Annotated in this window: 17 protein-coding genes; 10 read left to right on the forward strand and 7 right to left on the reverse strand. The window is 66.6% G+C overall.

What is annotated here, in order from left to right:
* The first annotated feature begins 65 nt into the window (after nucleotides 1-65).
* Both BP26_RS0100305 and BP26_RS0100310 read left to right on the forward strand, forming a co-directional pair.
* Nucleotides 66-401, forward strand: coding sequence for a type II toxin-antitoxin system RelE/ParE family toxin (locus tag BP26_RS0100305; RefSeq protein ID WP_029918585.1), 336 nt, complete (start codon nucleotides 66-68; stop codon nucleotides 399-401).
* A complete protein-coding gene (locus BP26_RS0100310) occupies nucleotides 398-679 on the forward strand; it encodes a helix-turn-helix domain-containing protein (protein WP_029918586.1) in 282 nt (93 codons plus the stop codon). The genes BP26_RS0100305 and BP26_RS0100310 overlap by 4 nt, the downstream gene beginning before the upstream one ends.
* A 103-nt stretch (nucleotides 680-782) precedes the next feature.
* Here BP26_RS0100310 and BP26_RS0100315 read toward each other — a convergent pair whose 3' ends face one another.
* Together BP26_RS0100315 and BP26_RS0100320 are read right to left on the reverse strand one after the other, a co-directional pair.
* Nucleotides 783-1286 carry a DUF4442 domain-containing protein gene (locus BP26_RS0100315; protein WP_029918587.1) on the reverse strand — a complete coding sequence of 168 codons (504 nt, stop codon included), beginning with the start codon at nucleotides 1284-1286 and terminating at the stop codon, nucleotides 783-785.
* An 11-nt stretch (nucleotides 1287-1297) separates the two neighbouring features.
* Nucleotides 1298-2110, reverse strand: a complete 813-nt coding sequence (locus BP26_RS0100320; protein WP_036515736.1) for a crotonase/enoyl-CoA hydratase family protein — start codon at nucleotides 2108-2110, stop codon at nucleotides 1298-1300.
* 198 nt (nucleotides 2111-2308) lie between these two features.
* Between BP26_RS0100320 and BP26_RS0100325 the strand changes: the two genes are divergently transcribed.
* The 5 genes from BP26_RS0100325 to BP26_RS0100345 all read left to right on the forward strand — a co-directional run bounded on the left by BP26_RS0100325 (nucleotide 2309) and on the right by BP26_RS0100345 (nucleotide 6823).
* Nucleotides 2309-4363 (forward strand): NADPH-dependent 2,4-dienoyl-CoA reductase, encoded by a 2055-nt coding sequence (locus BP26_RS0100325; protein WP_029918589.1) that lies wholly within the window; start codon nucleotides 2309-2311, stop codon nucleotides 4361-4363.
* 34 nt (nucleotides 4364-4397) lie between these two features.
* The gene (locus BP26_RS0100330; protein WP_029918590.1) at nucleotides 4398-4811 is read left to right on the forward strand and encodes a DUF4282 domain-containing protein; all 414 of its coding nucleotides are present in this window, start codon (nucleotides 4398-4400) and stop codon (nucleotides 4809-4811) included.
* A 205-nt stretch (nucleotides 4812-5016) separates the two neighbouring features.
* On the forward strand, nucleotides 5017-5214 hold the full coding sequence (locus BP26_RS0100335; RefSeq protein ID WP_029918591.1) for a DUF1289 domain-containing protein: 198 nt from the start codon (nucleotides 5017-5019) through the stop codon (nucleotides 5212-5214).
* The gene (locus tag BP26_RS0100340) at nucleotides 5211-5648 is read left to right on the forward strand and encodes an acyl-CoA thioesterase (protein ID WP_036515833.1); all 438 of its coding nucleotides are present in this window, start codon (nucleotides 5211-5213) and stop codon (nucleotides 5646-5648) included. The genes BP26_RS0100335 and BP26_RS0100340 overlap by 4 nt, the downstream gene beginning before the upstream one ends.
* 179 nt (nucleotides 5649-5827) lie before the next feature.
* Nucleotides 5828-6823: a hypothetical protein gene (locus tag BP26_RS0100345; protein ID WP_157572284.1), complete on the forward strand. Its 996-nt coding sequence runs from the start codon at nucleotides 5828-5830 to the stop codon at nucleotides 6821-6823.
* A 23-nt stretch (nucleotides 6824-6846) separates the two neighbouring features.
* Here BP26_RS0100345 and BP26_RS0100350 read toward each other — a convergent pair whose 3' ends face one another.
* From BP26_RS0100350 to purB, 3 genes are all read right to left on the reverse strand, one after another.
* Nucleotides 6847-7281: a hypothetical protein gene (locus tag BP26_RS0100350; RefSeq protein ID WP_029918594.1), complete on the reverse strand. Its 435-nt coding sequence runs from the start codon at nucleotides 7279-7281 to the stop codon at nucleotides 6847-6849.
* Between the two features lie 88 nt (nucleotides 7282-7369).
* On the reverse strand, nucleotides 7370-7873 hold the full coding sequence (locus BP26_RS0100355; protein WP_029918595.1) for a DUF7931 domain-containing protein: 504 nt from the start codon (nucleotides 7871-7873) through the stop codon (nucleotides 7370-7372).
* 16 nt (nucleotides 7874-7889) lie between these two features.
* Nucleotides 7890-9260 carry an adenylosuccinate lyase gene (gene purB, locus BP26_RS0100360; RefSeq protein ID WP_029918596.1) on the reverse strand — a complete coding sequence of 457 codons (1371 nt, stop codon included), beginning with the start codon at nucleotides 9258-9260 and terminating at the stop codon, nucleotides 7890-7892.
* Nucleotides 9261-9360: 100 nt separating this feature from the next.
* Here purB and BP26_RS0100365 point away from each other — a divergent pair, with 100 nt between their 5' ends.
* Together BP26_RS0100365 and BP26_RS0100370 are read left to right on the forward strand one after the other, a co-directional pair.
* Nucleotides 9361-10779 carry a class II fumarate hydratase gene (locus BP26_RS0100365; protein ID WP_029918597.1) on the forward strand — a complete coding sequence of 473 codons (1419 nt, stop codon included), beginning with the start codon at nucleotides 9361-9363 and terminating at the stop codon, nucleotides 10777-10779.
* A 330-nt stretch (nucleotides 10780-11109) separates the two neighbouring features.
* Nucleotides 11110-12444: a sigma 54-interacting transcriptional regulator gene (locus tag BP26_RS0100370; protein ID WP_245611660.1), complete on the forward strand. Its 1335-nt coding sequence runs from the start codon at nucleotides 11110-11112 to the stop codon at nucleotides 12442-12444.
* Between the two features lie 73 nt (nucleotides 12445-12517).
* Here the strand turns inward: BP26_RS0100370 and BP26_RS0100375 are convergent, their stop codons facing one another.
* Nucleotides 12518-13492, reverse strand: a complete 975-nt coding sequence (locus BP26_RS0100375) for a quinone oxidoreductase family protein (protein ID WP_029918599.1) — start codon at nucleotides 13490-13492, stop codon at nucleotides 12518-12520.
* Between the two features lie 52 nt (nucleotides 13493-13544).
* Complete coding sequence (locus tag BP26_RS0100380; protein ID WP_029918600.1) at nucleotides 13545-14903, reverse strand: WS/DGAT/MGAT family O-acyltransferase; 1359 nt, start codon at nucleotides 14901-14903, stop codon at nucleotides 13545-13547.
* A 200-nt stretch (nucleotides 14904-15103) separates the two neighbouring features.
* On the opposite strand from BP26_RS0100380, the gene BP26_RS0100385 reads away from it, so the two are divergent.
* Nucleotides 15104-15604, forward strand: coding sequence for a disulfide bond formation protein B (locus BP26_RS0100385; protein ID WP_029918601.1), 501 nt, complete (start codon nucleotides 15104-15106; stop codon nucleotides 15602-15604).
* Nucleotides 15605-15671 lie beyond the last annotated feature (67 nt).

The following is a 15671-nucleotide window of genomic DNA, read 5'->3' on the forward strand; positions in this document are numbered from 1 at the left end:
CACGCATGCGGTGAGCGATAAGTTGTTCAACCCAAAAATATACAAAATTTTATATAATGTGTTCGATGAACCGCGTTAAGGAAATCGAGTTTCGCGGCAGTACGCTCGACGATTTGCGCGCATTTCCGCAATCGGCCCGGCGCGAAGCGGGGCATCAACTCGACCTGGTGCAGCGAGGTTTGGATCCGGACGACTGGAAGCCGATGAGCACCATTGGTTCAGGCGTGAGGGAAATCAGGATCCGGGATGCCGGTGCATTCCGGGTGATCGATGTGGCCAAGTTCGAGGAGGCTGTGTTCGTGCTGCATTGCTTCCAGAAGAAATCGCAAAAGACCAGCAGGGAAGACCTGGCGTTGGCAACCAGCCGTTACAAGGATTTGATGCAGGAGTTGGGCAAATGAGCAAACAGCGGTTTTCAAGTGTATGGGATGCCATCGAAGATACGCCGGCGGCGGCAGAGAACATGAAACTGCGGTCCGTGCTGATGATGGAACTCAAGGCGCACATCGAGAAAAAGGGCCTGAGCCAGGCGCAAGCTGCCAAGTTGCTGGGTGTGACCCAGCCACGAGTCTCCGATCTGATGCGCGGCAAGATCGACCTGTTCGCCATCGATACGCTGGTCAACCTGGCGTCGGCCGCTGGGCTGCGTGTGGAGATGCACTTGGCGAAGGCGGCCTGACGCCGCCTCGTTTGAAAGTCCGGGCGGGGTAGATTCCATCAGTCGTAAAAACGCAGAATGATGAGTATCTCGGAAGATTAAAAAAGGCCGAACTTCAAAATCGCTACACCTCGCTGCGCTTCTTCGGCACCCAGGCCCAGGTCATTTTGCATTTGATCGGTTCTTCGCCGCTTTCGTCGGTGACGTGGACCGGGACGACGATTTCGCCGCGGTCCTTGGCGGCGAGGGCGCGGCGTTGCGGCAGGGCCAGCGTGGCTTCGGCACGCAGGCCGCCCTGGGCGCGCTTGAGGTAATCCACCTGCATGCTTTTCAGCAAAGGCAGCTTGTCGCCGGGCAGGCTCAGGCCGAATACGGCGCCGGTGCAGGTCTCCGCCAGTAGTGCCATGGCGGCGGCGTGCACGCCGCCGATGTGGTTGCGCACCTTGGCGCGGTTGCCGATCACGGCCACGGCGCGGCCTTCTTCCAGCACTTCGAAGCGCACGCCGCCGGTGCCGGCGAAGCGCACCTGCCAGGTGAAGGCGGTGGTGATGGCCCGGCTGCGCAGCGGCGCGGGCAGGCGCGCGGCGGCGGCGACGAGTTTTTGCAGGGAATTCGCGGCTTTCTTCACGAGGCGCTCTTTCAATCCTTGAAACGGCGGTTGCGGAACACCGGCGTCTTCTTGTCGAAGTTGGCGCGCATGGCGATGCGCTGGTTGTCGCCGCGCAACAGCCGGAACTGGATGCGGCTTTCGATGGCGAAGGCGCGCCGCACGCTGGCGAACCAGCTGCGGTGGAACAGGGACTTGGCGGCGGCCACGGCGTCCGGCGAGCGCGTCATCAGTTCATGGGCCATGGCTTCGGCGGCGGCGAGGGGATCGTCGGAGACCTGCGTCACCAGGTTCATCCGCTTCGCTTCCGCGCCGCTGAACAGGCGGCCGCTCATGGTGAGTTGCTTGGCCACGTCGATCGGCACCAGCTCGCGCAGGGTCACGGTGCCGGTCATGTCGGGGATCAGTCCCCACTTGATTTCCATGATGGAGCATTCGCAATCCGGCGTGGCGATGCGGAAGTCCGCGGCGAGGGCGATCTGGAAGCCGCCGCCGTAGCAGCGGCCGTGCAGGGCGGCGATCACCGGCACCGGCAGCTTGCGCCAGCACCAGCAGGCTTCCTGGAACAGGTTGGTATTGCGGCCGTACTTGAGGAAGGCGCGCACCATGCGTACGGGCTGCCTGGTGAAGGTGCCGAAGTCCAGGCCGGAGCTGAAGGCGGGGCCTTCGCCGTGCAGGATCACCGCGCGCACTTCGGGCAGGCGGCGGATGGTTCGCGCCGCGCCGACCAGGCCTTGCAGCAGGTCCCAGTCCAGGCCGTTGAACTTCTCCGGGCGCGACAGGCGCACCCAGGCGATGCCGTCTTTGACTTCCAGCCGCACGCGGCCGTTGATGAGTGATTGCATGCACCATTCTGGGCCCTGGGGGAATGCCGGCAGCATGGCCCTGGCGCAGCGCGCGCGCGTCCGCGCAGCCAACGCGGGCCGGCGGCGAGCGGCTAATATCCGTAGTGTTTGGTCGTCAGTATGTCGTCCTGACAAGCACCGCGCCATCCATGGCGCGGACTATTCAAACAAGCTAATTCGCCATCTGGAGTTTCCGCTGTGACCACCTCGGCCTATCCGCACCTGCTGGCTCCGCTCGACCTGGGCTTCACCACGCTGCGCAACCGCGTGCTGATGGGTTCGATGCATACCGGCCTGGAAGATCGCGCCAAGCACTTCCCGCGGCTGGCGCAGTATTTCGCCGAGCGCGCGCGCGGCGGCGTGGGCCTGATCGTCACCGGCGGGTTCTCGCCGAACATCGCCGGCTGGGTGTCGCCGTTCGCGTCGAAGCTGAGCAGCAGCGGCGCGGCGAAGGAGCATCGGCAGATCACCGAGGCGGTGCACCGCGAGGGCGGCAAGATCGCCTTGCAGATCCTGCACTCGGGCCGCTACGGCTATCACCCGTTTTCCGTCTCCGCCTCGCGCATCAAGAGCCCGATCACGCCGTTCACGCCGCGCGCCGTGTCCACGCGCGGCGTGGAGAAGCAGATCGACGCCTTCGTGCGCTGCGCGCAGCTGGCGCGCGAGGGCGGCTACGACGGCGTCGAGGTGATGGGCTCGGAAGGCTATTTCATCAACCAGTTCCTGGTGACGCACACCAACAAGCGCACCGACGAGTGGGGCGGGACCTATGCCAACCGCATGCGCCTGCCGGTGGAGATCCTGACGCGCATGCGCGAGAAGGTGGGCCGTGACTTCATCATCGTCTACCGCCTGTCGATGCTGGACCTGATTCCGGACGGGCAGAGCTGGGAGGAAGTGGTGACCCTGGCCAAGGCGGTGGAGAAGGCCGGCGCCACCATCATCAATACCGGCATCGGCTGGCATGAGGCACGCGTGCCGACCATCGCCACCTCGGTGCCGCGCGCGGCCTTCGCCTGGGTGACGAAGAAGCTCAAGGGCGAAGTCGGCATTCCGCTGTGCACCACCAATCGCATCAATGCGCCGGACGTGGCGGAGCAGGTACTGGCCGACGGCTGCGCCGACATGGTGTCGATGGCGCGGCCGCTGCTGGCCGATGCGGACTTCGTCAGCAAGGCTGCGCAGAACCGCGCCGACGAGATCAATACCTGCATCGCCTGCAACCAGGCCTGCCTGGACCATGCTTTCCAGCTCAAGACCGCTTCTTGCCTGGTCAATCCGCGCGCCTGTCATGAGACCGAGCTGAATTACGAGCCCGCGCTGCGGGAGAAACGCATCGCCGTGATCGGCGCCGGCCCGGCCGGCCTCGCCTGCGCCACGGTGCTGGCCGAGCGCGGCCACGTGGTGGACCTGTTCGAGAGCAGCGGCGAGATCGGCGGCCAGTTCAACATGGCCAAGCGCATTCCGGGCAAGGAAGAATTCCACGAGACGCTGCGCTACTTCCGCCGCAAGATCGAAACCACCGGGGTGAAGCTGCATCTCAACCGGCGCATCGCCGCCGAGGACCTGATCCAGGGCAAGTACGACGAGGTGGTGATCGCCACCGGCGTGTCGCCGCGCAATCCGAAGATCAAGGGACAGGAGGCGGCGGAGCGGTCGGGCAAGGTGCTGTCCTATGTCGACGTGCTGCTGCGCGGCAAGCCGGTGGGCAAGACCGTTGCGGTGGTCGGCGCCGGCGGCATCGGCTTCGACGTGTCGGAATTCCTGGTGGGCGACGGCCATTCGCCGACGCTGGATCTGAAGGCCTGGGAAAAGGAGTGGGGCGTCACCGATCCCGCGCTGGAGCGTGGCGGCGTGGCGCGCGGCCGGCCGCAGGTGGAGCCGCCGGCGCGGCAGGTCTACCTGCTGCAGCGCAAGGCCAGCAAGCCCGGCGCTGGCCTTGGCAAGACCACCGGCTGGATCCATCGCGCGGCCTTGCAGATGAAGAAGGTCGAGATGATCGCCGGGGTGAATTACGAGGCCATCGACGAGCGCGGCCTGCTGATCAGCTATGGCGAGAAGCGCGAGAACGCGCAGTTGCTCGAAGTCGACACCATCGTGCTCTGCTCCGGCCAGGAGCCGCTGCGCGAGCTGGAGGCGCCCCTGCTGGCGGCCGGCCTGAAGCCGCACCGCATCGGCGGCGCCGACGTGGCGTCGGAACTCGACGCCAAGCGCGCGATCAATCAGGGTAGCCGCCTGGCGGCGACACTCTGAGATTCCGCATATGGGGCGTAGGGAAGCACCACCGGTGACCGTGGAAGAAGACAGCGGCGGCAACTGGAAGGAGTGGCCGGCCAGGGCCGGCGAGTTCCTGCGCAACCTGTTCGACCTGCAATTCCGGCGGCTGCTGACGCCGCGCATGCTGCCTACGCTGTTCGTGCTGGCCATCATCGCCAGCGGGCTGTGGGTGGTGGCCTACGCGGCGCAGGGCTTTTCCATCTCGCTGACGGACGGCCTGGTGCGCCTGCTGCTGATCGGGCCGCTGGCCTTCCTGACCATGGTGACCTGCGCGCGGGTGGCGCTGGAGCTGTGCCTGGCGATCTTCCGGCTGGCGGTACATGCCAGCCGCATGGCGGGGCACACCGAGGATATCGCCGGGGGATTGCCGCGCATCCAGTTCTGGAAGAGTGCGCGGCGCAAGGGTGGGGAGGATGAGGAGTAGGGCGTCACTACTTGGGTCCGGTCTGGATGGCAATTCTTCGGGGTGCAGTCTTGGCCCCTCCCTCGATATGCCCAGCTTTGCCGGGCTACTCGGGACATTCGGTGCAACACCGGCTACGCCGGCACTCGGGGCGAACGGACTTTGGTGTAGTGCCGGGTGAACGGCGCCTGAGGACACGGAATTTGTCTCTAGGCGATAATAGGACATGGACGTTCCCTCACCCTGCATCGATGTGTGCAGCCTCGATGACAAAGACATCTGCCTCGGCTGCGGGCGCCACATCGACGAGATCGTGGCCTGGAGCAATTCCGCGCCGGAGGTGAAGCTGCGCGTCGTCGCCGTTGCGCGCGAGCGCCTGGCGACGATGAAGGTGTGGCCGCCGAGCCGGTCGGCGCAATCATGAGCACGCCGACGCGCGAGGAATTCCGCCAGTTCATTCCGATGACGGTGCGCTGGGGCGACATGGACGCGCTCGGGCACGTCAACAACGTGCAGTATTTCCGCTACGGCGAATCCGGCCGCATCGCCTACTTCGATCCGCTGGAAAAGGACGATCCGAAGTTCTGGAAGGAGTACGGCATCATCCTGGCCAGCATGGCCTGCGATTTCCTGGCGCAGGTGCATTACCCGGCGGAACTGGAGATCGGCACGCGGGTGACGCGGCTGGGCCGCAGCAGCCTGAACATGCAGACGGCGATCTTCCAGGACGGCAAGTTGGTGGCGGTGCTGCGCGGCGTGATGGTGTGGTTCGACTACACGGCGCAGAAGACGCTGCCGATTCCGGAGTCGGTGCGGGCCTGGATCCGCGCGCGGGAAGCGGTGCCGCCGGAAGAGTAGGGCCGCAAGCCATCCCCTTTCATGGACCGGAAGCTGTTCGTAACCAGAACCCGGTCACAGTTGCCGAACCGCCGCGAACCAATAATCGCGGCCACGTCCTGAAGGCACGAAGCAGGTCCTGAACACAATCATCCGGTTCGACGGCAGGGGACGCTGTCCGGATCGGCCTGGGGATTGCCATGAAGCGGATCAAAAGAGCGATGTCGGGCGCGTTCGGCAGCTTCAAGGTGCCGGGCTGCGCGGTTGCGCTACTCGGCTTGGCCGCCTGTTCCAGCGCGCCGGTGGTCGACTACAGCCCGGCCAATACCGGTGTGGTCACGCCGCACAGCCTGAACGAAACGCGCGGCCAATACGCGCTGTGGACCACCGCGCTGCATTTCAAGAAGGACGCTGGCGGCGAGATGACGGTGAGTGCCGCCACGGCGGCGGACCCGGCACAGACCAATGTGCTGATGATCGCCGGCGAGGACCACTGGTACAAGACCACGGCGGTGACCCTGGTCACGGCTTCCGACTCGGATGTGTTGAGCACGGTCGATGTGACGGTGACCGATCACCTGGCCAGCTATATCACGACCGCCGCGGAGTTGACGGTGACGGGCCTGACCGCGGTGCGCTCGAGCGGTCCGAATCCCTGCTCGCGGCCCGACAGGGTGCCGGCGGTGGCGGCCGATGCCGCCTTCGACGAGGAACTCAACGTCTATGCCTTCCTGCGGCAGCTCGATCAGGGCTGTCCGGGGCTGTCGTCGGACGAGGTGCCGGCGCGGCTGGTGGGCTTTGCCGGGGATGGCGTGCCGGCGGTGGCGGTGCTGAGCGTGGAGCCCCCGCCCGCGTCCGCGCTGGAGTTGAACCACGATGATGCGGCCGCGGTGCTTGGCGCGGCGAAGAACGTGTTCCTGTTTCCGGCCTGCCGCAATGCCACGCTGCAGTACCGCAGCACCTTGTCCAGGTCCGGCGTGGCGCCGCAGCTGGTGACGCACACCGTGCACTTCCGCTTCTCAGATCCCCGTTATGTGCAGGCGATCCCGCTCCCGGTGAAGGGCGCGCTGACGGTCAAGCCGCAATGCGGCATGACGCTGCAATCCGATGCAGGGGATGCGGGCACCGCGGCCGAAGTTGCCAAGGCGATGGCCGATGCGGTGCAGTCGGTGGCCGGGGCGGCGAAAGCCAGGTAGGCCCAGGTAGATTTGGCAGGCCGCTACTTCGAGACTTTCTCGATCGAAGACACCAGGCCATTGACGAACACCACGCGCAGCTTGTCGTCGTTCTGGTCGCCGCCGGTGGTGACGCCCACGCCGCCGCCGCCGAACCCACCGCCGCCGTAGCTGCCGCCGCCCACGCCGAAGCTGAACATGGGCCCGCCGTCATGCCAGGCCCAGACCTCGGAATTGCCTTCGGCGCTGGTGCGGGAGAACTTGCGGTCGGGTTCGCCCAGGGCCAGTTTCACCATCTCGGGGGTGAAGCCGATGTCGACCTGGCCGGCGCGGATCTTCTCCTGTATCTGCGGCGGATAGCTGTTGTAGACGCCTTCGTTCTGGCGGATGCGCGAGGCGGGGGAGGCGCAGGCGGCCAGCAGGGCCGCGGCGAGCAGGACGGCGAGCGACGGGCGCAGGATTGTGGGTATGAGGCTCATTGCGGGATGCCCCTCGGGGGTCTCGGAGTAAAGCTTGGACCGTGCCGGCCCCCGCCGGTTCGGCCGCCCACCTGGCTGTGGCAGCCGTTCAGATGCCCAGGCTGCGCAGTTCCTGCGCCGGCTGCGCCTCGTTCCACAGGGCCTCGAAGGCTTCGGCGCGGAGCTTGCCGCGCTGCGGTTCCTGGGCCCAGTAGCGGGCTTCCAGGCTCTCCGGCTCCAGGCGTTCCAGCAACGCGCGGCGGTCGGCCAGCAGCCATTCGCTGCGGTTGCCGCCGCCGGCCTGCTGGGCCGCGGAGGGCTCGCGGAATTCGAAGCGGCTGCTGAGGCGCCGACTCAGTTCGACCAGGCGCGGCACATTCTTCAAGGCTTCCTGCGGGCGGTTGACGAATACGCAGACGCGGGCGCGTTCGCTGCCGAGCAGGAAGGCCTTCACGGCGTCGGCGAAGGCATCGCCGCCGTAGAGGCTGCGCTCCAGTGAATCGCTGAGCAGCAGCAGTTCGCTGCGGCTGCCGCGCACCAGCTCCAGTGCCTGGGCGGCGAAGGCGGCGCGGCCATCGAGGCGTTGCGGCTGACTGGCGGCGGTATCGTCCAAGGGGCGGCTCCTGACCCTATTTGAGGGAATTGGCCTGGTCGGCGGCGTTGCCGATGTAGCTGCCCGGGGTCATCGCCAGCAGGCGCTGCTTGTCGGCTTCCGGCAGGGCCAGTTCCTGGACGAAGGCGCGGATGGCCTCACGGCCCAGTTTCTGGCCGCGGGTCAGGCGCTTGAGCTGTTCGTAGGGCTCGGGCAGGCCGTGACGGCGCATCACGGTCTGGATCGCCTCGCCCAGCACTTCCCAGTTGTCGTCGAGATCGCGGCTCATGCGGTGGGCGTCGGCGGTGAGCTTGCCAATGCCCTTGTCCATGGCCTGGAAGGCGACCACGGCATGGGCGACGCCGACGCCGAGGTTGCGCAGCACGGTGGAGTCGGTGAGGTCGCGCTGCCAGCGCGAGATCGGCAGCTTCTCGGTGAGGTGGCCGAGGATGGCGTTGGCCATGCCCAGGTTGCCTTCGGCGTTCTCGAAGTCGATCGGGTTGACCTTGTGCGGCATGGTCGAGCTGCCGACTTCGCCTTCCACCGTCTTCTGGATGAAATAGCCGACCGAGATGTAGCCCCAGACGTCGCGGCAGAAGTCGATGAGGATGGTGTTGGCGCGCATCAGCGCGTGGAAGTACTCGGCGATGAAATCGTGCGGTTCGATCTGGGTGGTGGCCGGGCTGGGCAGCAGGCCCAGGCTGCGCACGAAGTCGCCGCCGAACTGCGCCCAGTCCACGTCCGGGTAGGCGACCATGTGGGCGTTGTAGTTGCCGACGGCGCCGTTGATCTTGCCCAGGATTTCGACCTCGGCCAGCTGTTTGCGCTGGCGCTTGAGGCGCTGGGCGAATACCGCCATTTCCTTGCCCAGGGTGGTGGGGCTGGCCGGCTGGCCATGGGTGCGGGCCAGCATCGGCTGGTCGGCGTAGCGCCGCGCCAGGGTCGACAGCGAGCCGATCAGCTTGTCCAGGGCCGGCAGCAGCACCTGGCTGCGCGCGTCGCGCAGCATCAGGGCGTAGGCGAGGTTGTTGATGTCCTCGGAGGTGCAGGCGAAATGGATGAATTCCTTGATCGCCGACAGCTCTTCGCTGTTGCCGATCTTTTCCTTGAGGTAGTACTCCACCGCCTTGACGTCGTGGTTGGTGGTGGCCTCGATCACCTTGACCCGCTGGGCGTCCTCCACCTCGATCCGGTCGGCGATGACGTTGAGGCGTTGCACCGCCTCGGCCGACAGGGCCGGCACCTCGGGGATGCCGGGGTGGGCGGCCAGGGCTTCGAGCCAGCGCGCCTCCACCTGCACCCGGTAGCGGATCAGGCCATACTCGCTGAAGATTTTCCGCAGCCCGTAGGTTCTTTCGGCATAGCGGCCGTCGATCGGCGACAGTGCGGTCAGCGAGGTGAGATTCATCGTGTCATCTGCGTTTGTTAAGATCGGGGCGCATTTTAGCTGACCGGGGTGGCGTATCGGTTCGCGCAGGCCCCGGAACCACAGTAACCGGGGCGAACTGATGACCAAACAGGCGGCGGGCGGCGGTTTCCGCGTCGAGCACGACAGCATGGGCGAACTGCGGGTGCCCGAGCAAGCCCTGTGGGGCGCCCAGACCCAGCGCGCGGTCGATAATTTTCCGGTTTCGGGCCTGCGCATGCCGCGCGGCTTCATCCGCGCCCTGGGCCTGATCAAGGCCACGGCGGCCGAGGTCAACGTCGAGCTGGGCCTGCTGGACGACGCCATCGCCCAGGCTATCGTGGCGGCGGCGCTGGAGGTGGCGGGGGGCAAGCACGACGCCCAGTTCCCGATCGACGTGTTCCAGACCGGCTCCGGCACCTCCACCAACATGAACGCCAACGAGGTCATCGCCCACCTCGCCAGCCGGGTGGTGCGCGACAAGGTGCACCCCAACGACCACGTCAACCTGGGCCAGTCCTCCAACGACACCATCCCCACCGCCATCCACGTCTCGGCCGCCCTGGCGGTGCGCGAGCAGCTGCTGCCGGCCCTGAAGCACCTGGGCAAGGCCATCGACAAGAAGGCCAAGAGCCTGAAAGGGGTGACCAAGACCGGCCGCACCCACCTGATGGACGCCATGCCGGTGCGCTTCGACCAGGAACTGGGCGGCTGGTCGCAGCAGATCCACAACGGCATCGACCGCCTCAAGGCCTGCGGCCCGCGCATCCGCCGCCTCGCCCAGGGCGGCACGGCGGTGGGCACCGGCATCAACGCCCACCCCAAGTTCGGGGTGAAGTTCGCCAAGCTGCTGGCCAAGCGCACCGGCATCGCCTTCGAGCCGAGCCCGGATTACTTCGAGAGCCTGTCGAGCCAGGACGCCGCGGTGGAGCTGTCCGGAGCGCTGAAGACCATCGCCGTGTCGCTGACCAAGATTTCCAACGACCTGCGCTGGATGAACTCCGGGCCGCTGGCGGGCCTGGGGGAGATCGCACTGCCGGCCCTGCAACCGGGTTCCAGCATCATGCCGGGCAAGGTCAACCCGGTGATACCGGAAGCCGCCGTGATGGTGGCGGCCCAGGTCATCGGTAACGACGCGACCATCACCATCGCCGGCCAGGCCGGCAATTTCCAGCTCAACGTGATGCTGCCGGTGATCGCCTACAACCTGCTGCAGTCGATCGAACTGCTGGCCAATGTGTCGCGCCTGCTGGCCGATTCGGCCATCGCCGGGTTCAGCGTCAACGAAGCCCAGATCAAGGGCGCGCTGGCGCGCAACCCGATCCTGATCACCGCCCTCAACAGCGTCATCGGCTACGAGAAGGGCGCCGCCATCGCCAAGCAGGCCTACAAGGAAGGGCGGCCGGTCCTGGAGGTGGCGAAGGAAAACACCAAGCTGCATGTCGAGGAACTGAAGGAATTGCTGGACCCCGCCGGGCTCACCACCGGCGGCATCAAGGGGCCGGGCGGCGGCGGGGGCTAAGAGGCGAGAGGCGAGAGGCGAGAGGCGAGAAAAGCATGAAGGAGGGCGGCATCGTGTCAAGCCTTTCTTTTGCCGTTACGCCTTTCTCCTCTCGCCTCCCGCCTCCCGCACAGGTATTCTCTGGGTGGAATGTGAACTGTCAGGCAGCAGGCGCGATGCGGACTGCGCGACAATGGCCTGAGGTTTGCGGGATGCCGCCATGCGGCGGTTCCGCACGCGGTGGATGGACGTAGGGGACAGCAACCTGAACCGCTCGTCGGGAGCGAGGTTCTGTTCGTCGGCGACCTGCGGGTTTGCCGGTACGTCCGGTTAGCCTTCAAGCCTAGGCAGATGCTCCAGGGAGATGCGGCGATGTTCGGCAAGGGTTCCAAGGTAGAGCAGTTGCACGCGGCCGATGCGCGGCCGCCGGCTTATCTGACGGTGGTCGGGCCGGAAGTGCTCCGCACCGACCGTGAAGGCCTGGCGCTGCTGCAGCGGCATGTGCCGGAAGGCCAGCGCTTCGAATTCATCTCGCCCCTCGAGCACGGTGCCGACCGGCCGCTGAACAGCGAATTCGTGCTGAGCCTGTTCATCGATCCCTCGCAGCTCGATGCCATCGCCGACAAGGTGCTGGAAGCGCGCAAGAACGGCCACCACACCGTGCTGATCGTGGCGATCTACACCTCGCAGTTCGTGGCCCTGGGCAACTGGCTCGACAAGCGCGCCATCGCCGGGCGCCTGTCCGGGGTGCGCCTGATGGTCGGCGGCGACGTCGACTCCATCGCCGCCCAGTTGCCGCAGCGCCTGCTCCGGGTGACGGAGGAAAACGTCATCCGCATGCCGGCTTCGGCCGAGATCGAGAACAGCGTCTTCAAGAATTTCTACGTGTTCAGCCCGGAGCTGCAGTCCCTGGTGGCGCGCGTCCGCGGCTTTGCCCGCAACGGCGTGACCCGGGCCATCCTGATGGGCGGCCCCGGCAGCGGCAAGACCACCATTGCTTACTACTACTATCTGATCCGCGGCCTCGGCCAGTGGGTGGCGGTCAATCTCGCCGCGGAAAACGTCGGCGACAAGGCGGCGATCAAGTCCCTGCTGTGCGGCCACGTTTCCGGCGCCTTCCCAGGCGCCGCGGCCCGCAACGGCGCACTGACCACGGCCCGCGACGGTGTCTGCTTCATGGACGAGAGCCATGAGATCGCCGGCGCCGTGATGGAAGTGCTGATGGAAGTGCTCGACCAGGGCCAATACATGCCCTACGGCGCCTCGGCCAAGCGGCAGATGGAATGCGCGCTGCTCTATGCCACCAACCGCAGCTGGCAGCACCTGCAGAGCGGGGTCAATCTCGACGAGTTCACCCGCCTGGGCGCGGCGCGCCTGGAAGTGCCGGAACTGAATCGCCGCGAGGAAGACATGATCGCGGTGGTGGCCGGCGCCCTGGCGCGCCTGGCCGCTCCGTGCAAGGACTGGAAAGCCCCGACCGGGATGAGCCTGGAAAGCTGGAAGGCGATGCGCGCCTGCCGCTGGCACGGCAACATCCGCGGCGTGATCCGCGTGCTGGAAGCGGCCTTCGTCGACACCGCCTCGCTCACCGGCGACAGCCTGATCCAGCTGGCCGAGATCGAGCGCGGCATCGAGATGTGGGAGCCGAAGACGCACCACAGCCACCAGATCTACGCCGCGGCCTGACCGGTCCGGCTGCAAACAGGCCGCCGTCGCTTTCGCAGCGATGGCGGCTTTTTCTTTGGGTGCCGAACGGGCTCTAAGGCAATAGCACGCTGCTGCCGGTGGTGTGGCGGCCGGCAAGCTCGGTCTGGGCCCGGGCCACTTCGCGCAGCGGGTAGCGCCGGCGGATCTGCGGCTGGACGATGCCCTTGGCGATCACCTCGAACAGGGCGTTGGCGGCCGCTTCCAGCTCGGGGCGGGTGCCGGTGTAGTGCGCCAGCGTCGGCCGGGTCAGGAACAGGGAGCCTTTTTCCGACAGCAGGATCGGCTCGAATGGCGGCACCTTGCCGGAGGCATTGCCGAAGCTGACCATCATGCCGCGGCGCCTGAGCGAATCGAGTGAGCCGTTGAAGGTGTCCTTGCCCACCGAATCGTAGACCACGTCGACGCCGGCGCCATCGGTGAGGCGGCGCACTTCGGGGGCGAATTCGCGGTCGCGGTAGAGGAGGACGTGGTCGCAGCCCGCCGCCTTGGCCAGCTCCGCCTTTTCGGGCGAGCCGGCGGTGCCGATGACGATGGCGCCGAGGTGCTTGGCCCAGGGCACCAGGATGCTGGCGACGCCGCCGGCGGCGGCATGCACCAGCAGGGTGTGGCCGGGCCGGACCGGGAAGGTCTGGTGCAGCAGGTACCAGGCGGTCATGCCCTTGAGCATCAGCGCGGCGGCGGCCTCGCTGCTGACCCCGGCCGGCAGTTTCACCGCGTTGGCCGCGGGCAGCAGGCGTTCCTCGCTGTAGGCGCCGAGCGGGCCGCCGGCATAGGCGATGCGGTCGCCGACGGCGAAGCCGCCGACCTCGGGCCCGACCGCGTCGACGATGCCGGCCGCTTCCGCCCCCAGGCCGCCCGGCAGCGGGATCTTGTAGACGCCGCTGCGCTGGTAGATCTCGATGAAGTTGAGGCCGATGGCCTCATGCCGCACGCGCAGCTGCCCGGGGCCGGGCGGGGGCACGGAGGTTTCCACCAGTTGCAGGACTTCCGGGCCGCCCTGCTGTTCGATGCGTACGCTGAGTGTCATCCGTGTTCCTCCGGGGGCGAAGGCGCACAGGGTAACCCGGCGTTCCGCGAGCTTAAATAGCCTCCAGCTCTTCCAGCGCTTCCTCGGTGTAGTCGAGCATGCGCTGCAGGCCGGGGACTGAGCGGCGGCAGGCGGTGTAGCCGAAGCCGAGGTGGTCGCAGCAGCCGTTGAGGGTGATGTTGAGCGCGGCGTAGTCGAAGGGGATGGAGATGGGGTAGGTCTCCTCCAGGTGGATGCCGTTCATGTAGAGCGGTTCCTTCGGCCCGGGCACGTTGGAGATGACCACGTTGAAGATCGGGCGCTTGCCGGCCTGGCCGGTGAGCATGGTGGCGCCCAGCGGGGTGGTCATGGCGGCGGCATGGGCCATCTGCTGCAGGCGCGACATCTTGCCGATGCGCTGCTTGGCCTGGGCGGTGGACTGCATGATCAGCTGGAGCCGTTCCGCCGGGTCGTCGACATGGGTGGCGAGGTTGGCCAGGATCATGCTGACCTGGTTGCCGCCTTCCTGGCCTTCGCCGCGGATCGACACCGGCACCATGGCGATCAGCGGCTTGTCCGGCAGGGCGTCGTGCGCCAGCAGGTATTTGCGCAAGGCGCCGGCGCAGATGGCCAGGCTGACGTCGTTGAGGGTGGCGCTGTTGCGCTTGCCCAGCTTCTTCAGGCGGGCGATCGAGTAGGACTGGGCGGCGAAGCGGCGTGAGCCGGAAATCTTGACGTTGAACATGGTGGCGGGCGCGTGGAACGGCTGCGCGTCGGCCGGGTTGGACTGGGAGGAGCGCACGATTTCCCACAGGCCGCTGCCGATGCCGGGGGCGATGTCCTTGCCCACCTTCACGGCGTCGAACAGGGGCTGCAACAGCTTGTGCGCGGCGGCGGGTACCGACACGGCCCTGGCGCCGCGGCGGCGCGGTTCCTGCGCCCACACCGGCGGCTTCCGCTCTTCCGGGTCTTCGGACAGGGAATTCTGCAGCATGCGGGTGGCGGCAACGCCGTCGAACATGGCGTGGTGCACCTTGACGTAGACGGCGACGCGGCCGTCGGCCAGGCCTTCGATGATGTTCATCTCCCACAGCGGGCGGCTGCGGTCCATCAGGGTGCCGTGCAGGCGCGATACCAGTCCGAGCAGTTCGCGGATGCGCCCGGGACGGGGCAGGGCGGAGTGGCGCAGGTGGTAGTCGAGCTCGAATTCCTCGTCCTCGGTCCAGAACCAATGGCCGAGCTTGAACACCGGGCGCAGGTTGAACGGCGGCCTGGCCTCGGTGTGCTTGCGGAAATTCTCCACCAGTTCCTGGATGAAGTCCGGCCCCGCGCCCGGGGGCGGCGAGTAAAGCTGCAAACCGGCTACATGCATCGGCTGGCGCCGGTGCTCCATCCACAGGAACATCGCGTCCATCGGGCTCAGCGGCTTCATTGGGAAGCTCCCTTATGTTCTCCTCCTGCCGACTGCGAGTATCCGCTTTCGGCCGGATGCCGTACAGCGAGCGGGGCCGGTGGGCCGCACCACCATGATTTGTCGTCGTTGCGAGCCGGAACTCCAGCCGCTAATCTGCGGTCCATTGCGCCGCACCTGCGGCTCCCCTCTTTATGCTTTTTACCCGGCTATTGCTCTTCATGACGAGACTCAGCTTTCGCGCCCTGTCCGCGCTCGGCTTCCTGGGCTGCGCCTTGGGCATGGCCTTCGCGCTGTACCTGCAGCATGCCAAGGGCTTCGAGCCCTGCGCGATGTGCATCTTCCAGCGGGTGGCCATGTGCGGCAGCGCGCTGTTCTTCCTGATCGGGGCACTGCATGGCCCGAAGGCCGGCGGCTGGCGCTGGACCTATGCGCTGCTGGCGGGCCTGGCCGCGCTGATCGGCGCCGGCATCGCCGGACGACAGGTGTGGCTGCAGTCGCTGCCGGCGGACCAGGTACCTGCGTGCGGGCCGACGCTGGGCTACCTGATGAAGCTGATGCCGTTGCAGAACGTGATCGCCTACGTGCTGAAGGGCGAGGGCAACTGCGCCAAGATCGACGCGCAGTGGCTGGGCATCGCCCTGCCGGAATGGACCCTGTTCGCCTTCATCGGCCTGACCCTGTTCGCCCTGGCCATGCCGTTGCTTGCAAGAAGAAGATAGTGGTCGGTGATTAGTGACTAGTGGTTAGTAAAAGCCGGCTGCCTTGCTTTTTACTAGCCACTAGTCA

The sequence above is a fragment of the Nevskia soli DSM 19509 genome (genome assembly GCF_000711955.1).
In the GTDB taxonomy this organism is placed as follows: Bacteria; Pseudomonadota; Gammaproteobacteria; order Nevskiales; family Nevskiaceae; genus Nevskia; species Nevskia soli.

Bases quoted from the DNA above. Each gene is read 5' to 3' on its own strand.
- BP26_RS0100305 (WP_029918585.1), top strand. From the start codon at position 66: ATGAACCGCGTTAAGGAAATCGAGTTTCGCGGCAGTACGCTCGACGAT.
- BP26_RS0100310 (WP_029918586.1), top strand. From the start codon at position 398: ATGAGCAAACAGCGGTTTTCAAGTGTATGGGATGCCATCGAAGATACG.
- BP26_RS0100320 (WP_036515736.1), bottom strand. From the start codon at position 2,110: ATGCAATCACTCATCAACGGCCGCGTGCGGCTGGAAGTCAAAGACGGC.
- BP26_RS0100335 (WP_029918591.1), top strand. From the start codon at position 5,017: ATGGACGTTCCCTCACCCTGCATCGATGTGTGCAGCCTCGATGACAAA.
- BP26_RS0100340 (WP_036515833.1), top strand. From the start codon at position 5,211: ATGAGCACGCCGACGCGCGAGGAATTCCGCCAGTTCATTCCGATGACG.
- BP26_RS0100345 (WP_157572284.1), top strand. From the start codon at position 5,828: ATGAAGCGGATCAAAAGAGCGATGTCGGGCGCGTTCGGCAGCTTCAAG.
- BP26_RS0100350 (WP_029918594.1), bottom strand. From the start codon at position 7,281: ATGAGCCTCATACCCACAATCCTGCGCCCGTCGCTCGCCGTCCTGCTC.
- purB (WP_029918596.1), bottom strand. From the start codon at position 9,260: ATGAATCTCACCTCGCTGACCGCACTGTCGCCGATCGACGGCCGCTAT.
- BP26_RS0100365 (WP_029918597.1), top strand. From the start codon at position 9,361: ATGACCAAACAGGCGGCGGGCGGCGGTTTCCGCGTCGAGCACGACAGC.
- BP26_RS0100370 (WP_245611660.1), top strand. From the start codon at position 11,110: ATGCTCCAGGGAGATGCGGCGATGTTCGGCAAGGGTTCCAAGGTAGAG.
- BP26_RS0100375 (WP_029918599.1), bottom strand. From the start codon at position 13,492: ATGACACTCAGCGTACGCATCGAACAGCAGGGCGGCCCGGAAGTCCTG.
- BP26_RS0100380 (WP_029918600.1), bottom strand. From the start codon at position 14,903: ATGAAGCCGCTGAGCCCGATGGACGCGATGTTCCTGTGGATGGAGCAC.
- BP26_RS0100385 (WP_029918601.1), top strand. From the start codon at position 15,104: ATGACGAGACTCAGCTTTCGCGCCCTGTCCGCGCTCGGCTTCCTGGGC.